This window comes from Serratia myotis (assembly GCF_027474885.1).
Lineage (GTDB): Bacteria > Pseudomonadota > Gammaproteobacteria > Enterobacterales > Enterobacteriaceae > Serratia > Serratia proteamaculans.
The window spans coordinates 2,730,855-2,744,773 of record NZ_CP099707.1; the positions used below are offsets into that span (position 1 = coordinate 2,730,855).

At 53.3% G+C, this 13,919-nt stretch carries 13 protein-coding genes; 10 read left to right on the forward strand and 3 right to left on the reverse strand.

Annotated features, from left to right (window positions below):
* Positions 1-72: 72 nt before the first annotated feature.
* The 6 genes from NHG65_RS13015 (at position 73) to NHG65_RS13040 (ending at position 7,173) form a co-directional block, all read left to right on the forward strand.
* Entirely contained in the window at positions 73-1,182 is a 1,110-nt protein-coding gene (locus tag NHG65_RS13015; RefSeq protein WP_499183444.1) for an efflux RND transporter periplasmic adaptor subunit, read from the forward strand.
* A complete protein-coding gene (locus NHG65_RS13020) occupies positions 1,179-4,241 on the forward strand; it encodes an efflux RND transporter permease subunit (protein ID WP_499183445.1) in 3,063 nt (1,020 codons plus the stop codon). The genes NHG65_RS13015 and NHG65_RS13020 overlap by 4 nt, the downstream gene beginning before the upstream one ends.
* 179 nt (positions 4,242-4,420) lie before the next feature.
* A complete protein-coding gene (locus NHG65_RS13025; RefSeq protein ID WP_499183446.1) occupies positions 4,421-5,203 on the forward strand; it encodes an SDR family NAD(P)-dependent oxidoreductase in 783 nt (260 codons plus the stop codon).
* Positions 5,204-5,267: 64 nt separating this feature from the next.
* Positions 5,268-6,272 carry an NADP-dependent oxidoreductase gene (locus NHG65_RS13030; protein ID WP_499183447.1) on the forward strand — a complete coding sequence of 335 codons (1,005 nt, stop codon included), beginning with the start codon at positions 5,268-5,270 and terminating at the stop codon, positions 6,270-6,272.
* 90 nt (positions 6,273-6,362) lie between these two features.
* A complete protein-coding gene (locus NHG65_RS13035; RefSeq protein ID WP_099062042.1) occupies positions 6,363-6,698 on the forward strand; it encodes a cupin domain-containing protein in 336 nt (111 codons plus the stop codon).
* Between the two features lie 85 nt (positions 6,699-6,783).
* The gene (locus NHG65_RS13040; protein WP_499183448.1) at positions 6,784-7,173 is read left to right on the forward strand and encodes a nuclear transport factor 2 family protein; all 390 of its coding nucleotides are present in this window, start codon (positions 6,784-6,786) and stop codon (positions 7,171-7,173) included.
* A gap of 201 nt (positions 7,174-7,374) precedes the next feature.
* Here the strand turns inward: NHG65_RS13040 and NHG65_RS13045 are convergent, their stop codons facing one another.
* Positions 7,375-7,983 carry a class I SAM-dependent DNA methyltransferase gene (locus NHG65_RS13045; protein WP_207976782.1) on the reverse strand — a complete coding sequence of 203 codons (609 nt, stop codon included), beginning with the start codon at positions 7,981-7,983 and terminating at the stop codon, positions 7,375-7,377.
* Positions 7,984-8,184: 201 nt separating this feature from the next.
* Positions 8,185-9,522, reverse strand: coding sequence for a D-serine transporter DsdX (gene dsdX / locus NHG65_RS13050; protein ID WP_261426587.1), 1,338 nt, complete (start codon positions 9,520-9,522; stop codon positions 8,185-8,187).
* Positions 9,523-9,728: 206 nt separating this feature from the next.
* On the opposite strand from dsdX, the gene dsdC reads away from it, so the two are divergent.
* Positions 9,729-10,670 carry a DNA-binding transcriptional regulator DsdC gene (dsdC, locus tag NHG65_RS13055; RefSeq protein ID WP_499183449.1) on the forward strand — a complete coding sequence of 314 codons (942 nt, stop codon included), beginning with the start codon at positions 9,729-9,731 and terminating at the stop codon, positions 10,668-10,670.
* An 18-nt stretch (positions 10,671-10,688) separates the two neighbouring features.
* Here dsdC and NHG65_RS13060 read toward each other — a convergent pair whose 3' ends face one another.
* Positions 10,689-11,633 (reverse strand): cupin domain-containing protein, encoded by a 945-nt coding sequence (locus tag NHG65_RS13060; protein ID WP_099062055.1) that lies wholly within the window; start codon positions 11,631-11,633, stop codon positions 10,689-10,691.
* 128 nt (positions 11,634-11,761) lie between these two features.
* On the opposite strand from NHG65_RS13060, the gene NHG65_RS13065 reads away from it, so the two are divergent.
* The 3 genes from NHG65_RS13065 (at position 11,762) to NHG65_RS13075 (ending at position 13,844) form a co-directional block, all read left to right on the forward strand.
* Complete coding sequence (locus NHG65_RS13065) at positions 11,762-12,103, forward strand: carboxymuconolactone decarboxylase family protein (RefSeq protein ID WP_283603277.1); 342 nt, start codon at positions 11,762-11,764, stop codon at positions 12,101-12,103.
* A gap of 14 nt (positions 12,104-12,117) precedes the next feature.
* Complete coding sequence (locus NHG65_RS13070; protein WP_499183450.1) at positions 12,118-13,095, forward strand: SLAC1 anion channel family protein; 978 nt, start codon at positions 12,118-12,120, stop codon at positions 13,093-13,095.
* 350 nt (positions 13,096-13,445) lie between these two features.
* Positions 13,446-13,844 carry a DUF2946 domain-containing protein gene (locus NHG65_RS13075; protein ID WP_499183451.1) on the forward strand — a complete coding sequence of 133 codons (399 nt, stop codon included), beginning with the start codon at positions 13,446-13,448 and terminating at the stop codon, positions 13,842-13,844.
* Positions 13,845-13,919: the final 75 nt, after the last annotated feature.

Here is a 13,919-nt window from a genome sequence, read left to right on the forward strand (position 1 = left end):
AGTGACCATTGACATAATTGGTCACTAGTTAGAGAATGCGGTTCTTGTCCTGTTAATGACGTAAGGGAACCCATGCCTCGGTTTAAACCTGCCACCATTGCCATTTGTCTGTTGCCTCTCGCCCTGGTGGCCTGTGGTGACACATCGACCGGCGACGACCCACGAATTAAGCCGCCTTTAGTGCGGGCGGTAGCGGTTGAAGATTCAATCGATACTTCTCGCGCTTTCACCGGCGTCGTGGTCGCGCGCATCCAGAGTGACCTCGGTTTCCGGGTCTCCGGAAAAATACTTGAGCGCCTGGTCGACACCGGTCAGACCGTCAAACGTGGTCAGCCACTGATGCGTCTTGATCCGGTCGATTTGGCTCTGCAGGCGCGAGCCCAGCAACAAGCCGTGACGGCAGCTCGCGCGCAGGCCCGACAGGCGACCGCCGACGAAGCACGTTACCGTGGACTGGTCGCCACCGGTGCTGTTTCAGCCTCGGCTTACGATCAGATCAAAGCGGCAGCGGATACTGCCAAGGCGCAGCTCAGCGCCGCAGAGGCTCAGGCTGATGTGGCCCGTAATGCTTCCGGGTATGCCGTTCTACCCGCCGACGCCGATGGCGTGGTGATGGCGACCCTGGCTGAACCCGGACAGGTTGTCAGTGCAGGTCAGCCGATAGTTCGGCTGGCGCGGGCAGGGCAAAGAGAGGCCATAGTGCATCTGCCGGAAACATTGCGTCCGGCCATTGGCAGTGTGGCGATGGCCAGTCTGTATGGCCGCAGTGGTGACGCAATGCCTTCCACATTGCGACTGCTTTCTGATGCGGCCGATCCTTCGACGCGAACATTCGAGGCCAGATATGTGCTTGAAGGCTCGCTGGCTGGAGCCCCTTTAGGATCCACCGTCACCCTCGATATCGCTAACGGTAATCGTTCGGCGTCAAGGCTACAGGTGCCGGTCGCGGCATTGTATGACCCCGGCAAGGGGGCTGGCGTATGGATTATCGCCGGTAAACCGGCAACAGTGTCCTGGCGCGCGGTGCAGGTCCTGGGCATCAGCGACGATATGGCACAAGTTGCTGGCAATCTCAGGGCTGGCGAACAGGTCGTGGCTTTGGGGGCGCACTTGCTGCGCGACGGTGAGCAGGTCAGATCGGCTCAGCAGGCTGACGACGGCGTTGCCGGGAGCCAGCCATGAGCACAGGGCGTTTTAACCTCTCGGCACTCGCGGTGCGCGAACGTTCCATCACGCTTTTCTTGATCTTTCTTATCACGGTAGCCGGTATTCTTTCGTTTTTCGAATTGGGACGTGCTGAAGATCCGCCCTTTACGGTTAAACAGATGACGGTCATCACCGCCTGGCCGGGGGCTACGGCGCAGGAAATGCAGGATCAGGTCGCCGAGCCGCTTGAAAAACGGATGCAGGAACTGAAATGGTATGACCGCAGCGAAACCTACACGCGCCCAGGGTTAGCCTTCACCATGCTGTCACTGGCGGATAAAACACCGCCATCTGAGGTACAGGAAGCGTTCTATCAGGCCCGCAAAAAACTGGGTGACGAGACCAGGAACTTGCCTGCGGGCGTCATAGGACCGATGGTCAATGATGAATTTTCAGACGTCACCTTTGCGCTGTTTGCGTTGAAGGCCAGGGGAGAACCGCAACGCCTGTTAGTGCGTGATGCCGAGTCCCTTCGCCAGCGCCTGTTGCATGTACCGGGCGTGAAAAAGGTCAATATCATTGGCGAGCAGGCGGAACGTATCTTTGTCTCTTTCTCTCACGATCGACTGGCCACCCTTGGCGTGACTCCCCAACAGATTTTTGCCGCACTGAATAACCAGAACGTGCTGACGCCCGCCGGCTCTATTGACACCCAGGGGCCGCAGGTTTTTTTGCGCCTGGACGGTGCCCTCGATACCTTGACGAAGATCCGTGACACACCGGTTGTGGCACAGGGGCGGACCCTGAAGCTTTCGGACGTCGCGACGGTGGAACGCGGTTATGAAGATCCTGCCACCTTTATTATTCGCAACAACGGCGAGCAGGCTCTGCTGTTGGGCATTGTGATGCGGGAGGGATGGAACGGACTGGACCTGGGCAAAGCGCTTAATGCAGAAACGGCCAGTATCAATCAGGCCATGCCACTGGGGATGACACTCACCAAGATCACTGACCAGTCGGCTAATATCCGGTCTGCAGTTGACGAATTTATGGTGAAGTTCTTCGTTGCACTACTGGTGGTGATGGTGGTTTGTTTTGTTAGCATGGGCTGGCGCGTAGGGGTAGTGGTTGCCGCGGCGGTGCCTTTGACGCTGGCAGTGGTGTTTGTGGTGATGGAGGCCTCTGGAAAGAACTTTGATCGCATTACCCTGGGCTCACTGATACTGGCGCTGGGACTGCTGGTTGATGACGCCATTATCGCCATCGAAATGATGGTGGTAAAGATGGAGGAAGGGTACGACCGGCTCAAAGCCTCCGCCTACGCCTGGAGCCATACGGCTGCACCAATGCTGGCGGGGACGCTGGTGACGGCCATTGGTTTTATGCCTAATGGTTTCGCACAGTCTACCGCTGGCGAGTACACCAGTAACATGTTCTGGATTGTCGGTATCGCCCTGATCGCATCCTGGGTGGTTGCGGTGATCTTTACGCCTTATCTGGGGGTGAAGATGTTGCCGAACATCAAACAGGTCAAGGGGGGGCACGCGGCTATCTATAACACCCGCCACTATAACCGCTTTCGTCGGTTGTTGACCCGAGTCATCACCCGCAAGTGGGCAGTGGCCGCTACGGTGATTGCCGCCTTTATCCTGGCAGTTGTCGGCATGGGGCTGGTCAAGAAGCAGTTTTTCCCTACCTCCGATCGTCCTGAAGTACTGGTCGAGGTACAAATGCCCTATGGAACCGCGATTGAGCAGACCAGCGCCGCCACCGCCAAGGTTGAAGCCTGGCTGAAGAAACAGCCTGAGGCCAGGATCGTCACATCGTATATTGGTCAGGGTTCGCCGCGTTTTTATCTGGCCATGGCGCCAGAGCTACCCGATCCTTCGTTCGCAAAGATAGTGATACTCACGGACAGCCAGCAAGCCCGTGAAGCCCTTAAGTTCCGTCTTCGCGAAGCCGCAGCTGAAGGGCTGGCCCCAGAGGCTCGTATCCGGGTCACTCAACTGGTATTTGGTCCGTACTCGCCATTCCCTGTGGCTTATCGAGTCATGGGGCCGTCCCCCGATAAACTGCGCGAAATTGCCAGTCAGGTCGAGACCCTGATGCAGAGCAGCCCGATGATGCGGACCGTTAACACCGACTGGGGGCAACGAGTGCCCACGCTGCACTTCTCTTTGGATCAAAACCGTTTGCAAGCAGTGGGATTAACGTCCAACAGCGTAGCGCAACAACTGCAATTCCTGATCTCTGGCATACCTATCACGTCGGTGCGCGAGGATATTCGTGCTGTGCAGGTTGTCGGCCGGGCGGCGGGGAATATTCGACTCGATCCGGCCAGAATAGCCGGTTTTACCCTGGTGGGCTCTGCCGGCCAACGCATTCCGCTATCGCAAGTGGGCGAAGTGGACGTGCGAATGGAAGATCCTATCCTGCGACGTCGCGACCGCATTCCGACGATGACGGTTCGGGGCGACATAGCCGAAGGGCTGCAACCCCCGGACGTTTCCGCCGTGATGCTGAAAGCGTTACAGCCGGTCATCGATCAACTGCCCGCCGGTTACCGCATAGAACAGGCCGGTTCGGTTGAAGAGTCAGCCAAGGCGACCAAGGCGATGTTACCGTTATTCCCGATCATGATCGCATTGACGCTGTTGATTATCATTTTGCAGGTCCGCTCGATGTCCGCGATGGTCATGGTATTCCTCACGGCCCCATTGGGACTGATCGGTGTAGTGCCCACTTTGCTGCTGTTCCAACAGCCGTTTGGCATCAACGCTCTGGTCGGGCTGATCGCGCTATCGGGTATTTTAATGCGGAATACCCTGATCCTGATCGGGCAAATCGATCACAATCAGCAGGCGGGGATGGATCCGTTCCATGCGGTAGTCGAAGCTACGGTGCAACGTGCCCGGCCAGTGTTGCTTACCGCGTTGGCGGCCATTTTGGCTTTTATCCCGCTGACCCATTCGGTATTCTGGGGCACTCTGGCCTACACCTTGATTGGCGGCACCTTCGGAGGAACCCTGATGACATTGGTGTTCCTGCCGGCGATGTATGCCATCTGGTTTAAAATCCGTCCTGACAAAGGGTAATTAATCTGACTGCGCAGGTTGGAAGCCGCAAAAGGCGGCATCCAACCTGTCAGTTCGCCTGGAGGGGGCCAGAGACAAAATAGTGCTAACAAAATAAATGATGATTGACATCTATTATAGATGACGCGCATCATTCAATGAGTGAAGTATGAATCATTTCCCATCACAGAGAGGCAAGCATGACAGACATCAGTTCGGTATTGATCACCGGTGCCTCCACCGGTATTGGCGCAGTTTATGCAGATCGTTTCGCCCGCTGCGGGCATAACCTTATCCTGGTTGCGCGGGATGTTGCCCGTATGGAAGTGCTGGCCGGTCGCCTGCGCGCAGATTATGGCGTGGCCGTGGACATCCTGCCGGCAGACCTCACGCAGCGAGCGGATGTGCAAGCCGTGGCGCAGCGGCTTCGTGACGATGAGAACATAACGGTGCTGGTGAATAACGCCGGGATGAGCCTGTCCGGTTCGTTTGCGTCTCAGGAGGCGGCGGATATTGACCGACTGATAGCCCTGAATCTGTCAGCGGTTGCCAGTCTGGCCCACGCGGTGGCTCCACGCCTGGCCGCGGCCGGGAAGGGTGCCATTATCAACATCAGTTCAGTGGTCGGGTTGGCGCCGGAATTCGGCCTGACCATTTATGGTGCCACCAAAGCGTTTGTACTTTATCTGTCTCAGGGGATGAGTATCGAGCTCGCGCCGCAGGGCGTGTATGTACAAGCCGTATTGCCTGCCGCAACGCGCACCGAAATCTGGCAGCGTTCGGGGACGGACATTAATACCGTGAGCGGCGTGATGGAAGTCGATGAGCTGGTAGATGCAGCGCTTGTCGGCTTTGACCGCCGCGAGGTGGTGACCATCCCGCCTCTGCATAACGAACAGCAGTGGCTAAACTATAATCAAGCTCGCCAAGCGATGCTGCCGGAGTTTCGGCAGGAACATCCAGCAGCGCGCTACATTAGTTAGTAACTTGCTCCTCCCGTCCCACCTGCGGACGGGATCTTTACCTTTAAAAACAGCGAATAGCACGATGAAAGCTTTACTACTGCAAGACTATGGTAAAACAGGTCGACTGAGCTTTGAAAATATCCCACGACCGGGGATCAGAGACGATGAAGTCCTTGTCAAAGTGTATGCCGTGGGGCTAAACCCGATCGACAACATGATCCCAAAAGGAACATTCAAACCGATACTTCGATTTACTCTGCCAGCGGTCATCGGCAGCGACCTGGCCGGCGTGGTGGAAAATGTCGGAAAAAACGTCACGCGTTTTCGGCCCGGCGATGCAGTGTTTGCCAGCGTGTTTGATATGGACAGAGGAGCACTGTCTGAATATGTGGCGGTCCCAGAGAGTGCGGCAGCCCTGAAGCCAATGAGCCTCAGCTTTACGGAAGCAGCCTCGCTCCCGATGGTAGCGCTTACCTCATGGCAAGCTTTTGAGCATGCCAAGCTGAAGCCGGGTCAGAAAGTCTTTATCCCTGCAGGTTCTGGCGGGATTGGTACCTTCGCCATCCAACTGGCAAAATATTTGGGGGCCAGCGTCACCACCACCACGAGCGCGGCGAATACCGGGCTTGTGACATCTCTGGGAGCCGATCACGTCATCGATTATCGACGTCAGAACGTTGAACAGACCCCGGCTGACTACGATCTGGTTCTGGGCACAGTTCGTGGCGACAGCCTTGAAAAGTCCCTTGAGATCCTTAAACTTCATGGCGAGATCGTGTCGCTCATCGGACCTCCGGACCTTGCATTCGCCCGTAAAAGAGGGATGAATATTATGATGAAGGCTGTTTTTTGGCTGCTCAGCAGAAAAATAATCTCTCGTGCGGCCGATCGGCAGGTTAATTATTCGTTTTTTTTCGTTCGTCCTGATGGGAGCCAGCTGACGCAAATAGCGACACTAATTGATGCCGGGAAACTGAAACCGGTGATCGACAGGACATTTCCGTTTGATGACAGCCTAAGCGCACTGGCTTATCTGGCAGACGGACACGCGAAAGGGAAAGTTGTGGTACAAATTGTGGAGCCCTGATTTAGTGACATTGTCACTAATTTTTTGAGTATTAGGACTTCAACGTGAAAGAACAATCCCCAGGTTAACTCATCGATGGAGTCAGTTCAGATGATGACGAATATATTCAAACACTTTCCTGAAGCCGCACTTCAGGCAGAAGCTGAAACCTTCGAAACATTGCTATCACAGCCTAATGTGAAAATTGAACGTATCATTTCTACCGGACAATCGAGCCCGCCGGATTTCTGGTATTGCCAGCCGCAAAGTGAGTGGATCATGGTATTGCAGGGTTCTGCGGGGTTAAGGTTTGATAATGAGTCTGATATCCGGGTGTTAAACAGCGGTGACTTTGTGAATATTCCCGCACAATGCCGCCATAGAGTTGAATGGACCGATCCCAACGGGCCGACTGTGTGGTTGGCTGTTCATTACGGGGGTATTTAATGGTGCGTTTTGACGAAATCTGCAGGGTGAGTACTGCCAATTGTTTTCAGATTTCACGTAGCGCGATCAAAAAAAGGAGGGCGTTTTGACCCATTCGACAGAGTTGTTGGCGGTGATCCAATCGCGGGAAGTTAAACTGCATCAGCCGGCAACGCGCGGTGACTTAGCAGCAGTCAGTGAATTGCTGCATGAAGAGTTTGAAGAAATTGGGCGTTCTGGCCAACGCTATGACAAACCGCAAACTCTGGCAGCTTTGCAGATGGAAAGTGACCCGACAGAAATTTTTGCTGACGGGTTTAAGTTAGCTGCAATTGCCGAAGGTATAGTGTTGCTGACATACCGAAGTTATCAGCGTAGTGCCGATGGCGGTGTTGCTCGTTGTACATTGCGATCGTCGATCTGGTTGTTAACCTCAGAAGAGAATGGCGGTCGATGGCAGATGCGTTTTCATCAGGGCACGCCGACTGATGATTGAAGCCAGCGATGTTGAGCAAACGCTGATAGGTCTTGGTGACGAGACCGGTAATGATTGAAGGTGAGGTGAGTTATAGCCAGGATGGCCAGCCCGGTGCGTAACCATCAATGCAATTTAACATAATATACATTATGCGCACCTAGGTAGGTTTACGTAGAATCTGAGGTTCTGGCCTTTGTCATGGGACGTTATACATATGCGTTATATCAAGCTTTTTGCCAGCCACACCGTACGTCCCCGGCATTCAGGATCTTCAACGACCATCTTCACAACGGTAAAACCATTTTCATACAACAGCTGTTTATATTCTTCCTGCGCCAGACTTGAATGATACAACGCCTCACCTTGGAACTCCCCAATGGCTTCACCATCACTTGTCCCGCTGGTAAACATCAATGCGGCTTTGCTCCTGGCATGCTCTCGAAAAGTTTTGAACATGCGACGTTGGTCATCACGTGTCAGGTGAAAAAAACTGTCCCATGCAAGTAAACCATTGTACGTTTCATGCAGCGCTAATTTGCGCATATCCATTACGCGCCACTGTTGATGTATGAATTTTTTCTGGCATGCATTAATCATCTGTTTTGAGCTATCAATCCCCATAACATCAAATCCACGTTGAATGAAATACGCAGCGATGGGTATTCCATTACCACATCCGATATCCAACAGCCTCCCATTATCCGGCACCAAACCCAGGAATCGGTCCAACCAAACCTGTTCAAAAAGATCCGTGGGTCGCAACCTTTCCCAGGCTTCAGCGTGCTGTTCATATAAACTGATAATCTTCTCAGCTGATGAATGCGTCATTTTCTCCTCACTGTTTGTCATTATTCATTGGTTTAGGGAGTTTGAAATCAATTCATCCCCCCTTTTTTGATCGCGCTACGCGAAATCTATAGAGAGGTTTGGCTGTCATGGGCCTTGCAGAACACACCAAAACACGCCTTAATTGTGACAATGTCACCTCTAATTATCCCGATATCGCTCTATCCAAGAAACTTATTGTACTCAAATAACATATGAAAGCAGAAAGGTCATGCCCAGCGCCAGTACCGAGGCGATAAAGGTGGCCGTAGTGTAATACTTGAAGGTTTCATTCAGCGTCGCCCCGCAATACTGCTTCACCAACCAGAACAGTGAATCCGTCACAATGGTGCAGCCGATGGCGCCAGAACCGATGGCAATGGTCACGATCTCCGGGCTCACATTAGGATAAAGCGACAGCATCGGCGCGACTATTGCCGTGGCCCCCATCATGGCTACGGTGGCGGAACCCACGGCAGCATGCAGGATCAGGGCAACCAGCCAGGCCAACAGGATCGGGTGCATATGCAGGTTGGACAGCATCAGTGCCAGGGTATCGGCCAGACCGCTGGTTTTCAGAATACTGTTGAATGCCCCGCCGGCACCGATAATCAGCAAGATATTGGCGATGGAGGAAAAACCGGACTCTGTGTGGCTTAGCAGAGCGCTCATCCCCATATGTCGGCGCAGCCCCAGCACGTAATAAGCCACAAACACGGCGATAAACATGGCGATGATCGGGTTACCGATAAACTCCATAACGGTAAACAAGCGCCCTTCTTTATCCAGGTTCAGCTCTGCCAGCGTTTTGGCCAGCATCAGCACGATGGGTAGCAAAACGGTAAACAACGTTGCCCCCAGTGATGGCAGTGAACGTTCTTCCCGCACGGCCAGATTAGAAAACTCGGGCGGGACCGCCTTAAACGGCAAACGCTTGCCGACGAATTTCAGGAACAGTGGCCCCCCGACCAGTGATGCCGTCAGCCCGACAAGGAGACCATAAACAATCACCGTGCCCACGTCTGCACCCAGCTTGTTGGTAACAAACAACGCTGCAGGATGAGGAGGAACCACGCAGTGCACTGCCATCAATGCAGTACACAGAGGAATGGCCAGCTTGAGCAAGGAGGTCCCGGTTTTTCTGGCAATGGAAAAAGCCAATGGGATCAATAGCACCACGCCCACTTCAACAAACAGCGTGATGCCGCAAACCAAACCGACCAGCACCATAATCACGTCAACGGACAGCCAGCGGCAACGCTGGAGCGCAATACCAATACGCTCTGCCGCGCCGGAGACCTCCATCATCTTACCCAGAATGGTACCCAGCCCGATGACGGCGGCTAAAAATCCTAGCGTACTGCCAATGCCGTTTTCTATGGCATTAACCATATCAATCGGGCCCATGCCCATCATGCCGCCGACAAAGAAACTCGCCAACAGTAACGACAAAAATGGATGAAACTTAAACTTCACGATGGTCAAAATGATGATCGCGATACTGGCGATCAGCGTGCCGGCAACCCAAATCTGCGAATCCATAGCCATACTCCCCGCAATTAACTTACCTTCATTGGACAGGAAAACGACGATCGGTGACAAACGATAAAAATCCGCCCTCACATGAGTGAAACAGAATCAAACGAGTGACTTACGCCAAGAAATGGTGCAATTTAGCGACATGGGTCAACTTTGCTCACCAAATTGGTGCGAAGAACGCCGGTTTTTTTAAATCGCAGGGGGAGTTTATGGCAGTGAATCATCTATTGGCGGGTCCACACCGGTCGCTGAATGGCTGGCAGTTATCGCGGTTGTTTACCTTTGAAGTTGCTGCACGGCATGAGTCTTTCGCCATGGCCGCCGATGAGCTGTCTGTCAGCCCCAGCGCCGTCAGCCATAACATTAATCAGCTTGAGGCCAATCTGGGGATCCAACTGTTTGTCCGCTCTCATCGCAAGGTGGAGCTCACGACCGAAGGCAAACGGGTTTTCTGGGCGTTAAAATCTTCACTCGGCACCCTGAACCAGGAAATTCTGGATATCAAGAATCAGGCGCTATCCGGCTCGTTAACCATTTACTCACGCCCTTCCATTGCTCAGTGTTGGATTGTCCCGGCGCTGGCGGATTTCTCCCGCCGTTATCCTGCCATTAATCTGACCATTCTGACTGGCAATGAAAATGTGAACTTCCAGCGGGCGGGTATCGATCTGGCGGTCTACTTTGACGCCACGCCGTCGTCGCAACTTCATTATCAATACCTGATGGACGAATCGATTATTCCGGTCTGTAGTCCGGAATACGCCAGGCAATTTGAGCTGGTCAACTTTCCCGGCAACCTCTCCCACTGCACTCTGCTCCACGATCGACAAGCCTGGAGTTATGACTCAGGGACAGACGAATGGCACAGTTGGGCACAGCATTTCGGCGTGAATCTGGATACCTCGCCGGGAATTGGCTTTGATCGTTCCGATCTGGCCGTCACGGCAGCCATCAATCATGTCGGCGTGGCCATGGGCCGCAAACGGCTGATCCGCAAGCAGCTTGATTCCGGCGAACTGGTAGCTCCCTTCCCGCAGATGGAGCTGAAATGCGACCAGCACTATTATGTGTCGACGCTTTCCGATCGCCAGTGGCCGAAGATTGACGCCTTCATCGTTTGGTTAAAAGCCCTGGGAGAACAACCAGCGTAAGCACCGATTCTACATGGATTAGGATCCCATACGTTGCCCCCGCCGCCACCGTCCCGGTGTCTGTCCCATGATTTTGTGAAATGCTTTACCGAAGGCCGCTTCGGATTGATACCCGACGGCCTCGCCAATATCTGCCTGACCCAGAGCGGTGTTAGACAGTAGTTCACACGCGCGCATTATCCTGATTTGGGTAAGAAATCCCCCCACCGTCATGCCAGATCTATCCTGAAACTGCCGGGCATAGGTGGCACGCGACATAGCAACCATTTTACCGAGCGATGAAATCGTCCATGGCTGCGCTGGAGATTCCAGGATGGCCTGAATCGAAGGGCCTAACCTTCTGTCCGCGGCTAACGCCAGTAAGTTAGGCGATATATTTGTGCCTTGGCTATAAGTGCGCAACGCAAAAATGAGAAGAACCTGCCCAAGTGTATTCACAATGGAGTGAGCACCAGGCTGAGCATCATCGGTTTCTGTGCGTAATAGAGAGATCAGGGCTTCCAACTGATCCACCCCGGAAGAATCTCGCAAACAGACATGCAGTACTTGGGGTAATGACTGCATCAGCAGTGTCCCTGCACCACGAGTAAAAACAAATCGTCCACAAAGCAAATCCACATCAGCCAGGTTGGCTGCATCCTGGTTGCATTTGATCGGCAGAGACTTGCCTGCTTGTATGCGTATATCGCGGGTTATCTTCCGAACTGAATGGGTATCCTTGGTCACGTTTAGTAATTCGTGGGCGGAGCCATGGGGCAATAAAACAAAATCCCCTGCATTCATCTTCAGTGTCAGGTCTTTGCTCAGGCGCAATTGGCACTCACCGGAAAGCAGGAAATGGAAAGCCGCTTCCCCCGGACACATGATCTCATGAGGGATAGAAAATGCCCCGTCCAGCAAGCAGCGTACATCTAAACTGACCTGCGTTTGGCTAAGTGAAAGTAGTTGACTTAAAGTATCCATGAGACGAATGAGCTAAAAATAGAGACTCCACATCATGCATCAAATCACGAGCAAAGACTATTATCTAGACAAGTTTTTATGCGATCTGGCTTTGCGCAATGATCGCCCTATCAAAGAAAGGAGAGACCATGTTGGATTGGAATGAATACCGCAAGCAGTTGATGAGCCGCGTCGGCGAATTGGGCAAGCTGGCCCCTGATACCGTTTCTGGCTATCAGGCGTTGTCGCTAGCGGGGAAAAAAACCTCTCATCTGGATGCCAAAACTCGTGAGTTGATCGCACTGGCTGTCGCTGTTACGACACATTGCGATGGCTGTATCGCGGTACATACCGCAGAAGCTGTGAAACACGGCGCGACCAGAGAAGAGATAGCGGAAGCACTGGGCGTAGCGGTGGCTTTGAATGCGGGGGCCGCGATGGTGTACTCAGCTCGTGTGATGGATGCTTTGGCTGCAACGCAGCCAAACTAAAGTGAGGCTTGAATATGATCTCCGTTTCTTCTGCCCGGCTGTCCTGGTTACCCGTAGCTTTGTTTGGTTCCGTCATGGGATTGGCCGGTTTAGGGCAGGCCTGGCGAATGGCTCATACACAGTGGGGGACACCCTTGTGGATTGCGCAAATAATTAGTGGTGTTGCGGTGATCGTATTTGTGCTGCTGGTTGTGGCATATGCCATTAAAGCGGCGACGGGATTTGAACACGTCAAAGCCGAGTTTACTCACCCTATCGCGGGTGCGCTATTTGGGACGCCGCTCATTAGCGCATTGCTGTTGCCCGCTATACTGGCCGAAATCAGTATGCCCCTGGCTCGCACGCTATGGATATTGGGGGCAATAGGCATGACGGTATTTGCGTGGTTAATGGCCGGTCGCTGGATTGGCATTCGCCAACAAAGGGTTCATGCCGTACCGGCCTGGATCGTGCCATTGGTGGGAATGCTGGATATCCCCCTGGCAGTCCCCGCATTGCATTTTACCGAACCGCCACATGCCTTGATGGTGTTAGGGGTGTCGGTTGGGTTATTTTTTGCAATCCCCCTGTTTACGATCATTCTTTCGCGATTGATGTTTGAAGAGCCGATGCCTGCGGCCATGAGCCCGTCACTGTTGATTATGCTGGCCCCTTTTGCCGTAGGGTTTTCTGCCTACGTGATAACAGTAGGACACGTAGATTTGTTCGCAGAAGGATTGTTTGCTCTGACACTGCTGCTGCTGACAGTCCTGCTTTCACGCCTGCGTGACCTCAGACACTGCTGCCCGTTTAGGGTCTCCTGGTGGGCCGTCAGTTTTCCGCTATCCGCCGCCGCAGGTGCCGGTCTACGTTATGCCGCCTTTGCTCAGGCAATTTGGGCCGATGCCATCGCCGTTGCGTTACTGGCTCTGGCAACCACGGTGATAGCTGCGTTATTCATCCGCACTATTACAGGGATTGTGCGTGGTGAGATGCAAAAGCTGGCAGGTTGAGGTTTTTCTGGGCACTTCGGCGAACGGATTTACCCAATGTTTTTAGCCTGTCCATGATATTTACGCTGGAATATTCAGCAGTCGGGATATAACACTACCTTTACTGCCAGTATTATTTCACAGCGAGGCCAAGATATATCCTAAAGGTTAAATGGGTTGAGAATGTGAGACAAACGGCAATTCACTTTAGCAATAGGCTAACCCTGAATAAAATGTTTTAACATTTGCCGTATAAAACAGTACAATTCCGCCCGTTAATTTCGCACTATTTTAGGATATATGTGTCGTTAATTCGGACTGCTACATCGCGAAGCCGTCTCCCTGCCTGTCTGGGGATTTTTGCGATCCTGATGTTGTTCATTGCCCCGGTGATCTCACGGTCGCTGGAGCATGCACGCGTCGGGCAGTCTGAACCTGCCGGCATGGCAGACTGCGGTATGGATATGTCGATGCATAGCCATCACCAGCCGCCGCCAGAGCCAACCGGCAAGGCCAGCATGCCGGACATGTCAATGGCCATGCAGACCGGCAGCCACAATATGGCGATGATGATGGATGACAGCGCCTGCGGGTACTGCGTCTTGCTGATCCATGTCCCGCTGCTGGATCTGGCCTACTCGCCATTATTCTGGTCAGGTTCATTGCTGTCCCGCGCCCCACCAGCACATTATATCTTCCCGTTATTCGCCCATGTGATCCACTCTGAGTCACAGCCCCGCGCTCCACCAGCATCACTTCCTCTGATTTAAAAATTAATAGACTGCAGCCAAATTATTCCTGTTGAGATGATTCAACCAGGAGGTTGACGCACGCCTGTCATATTT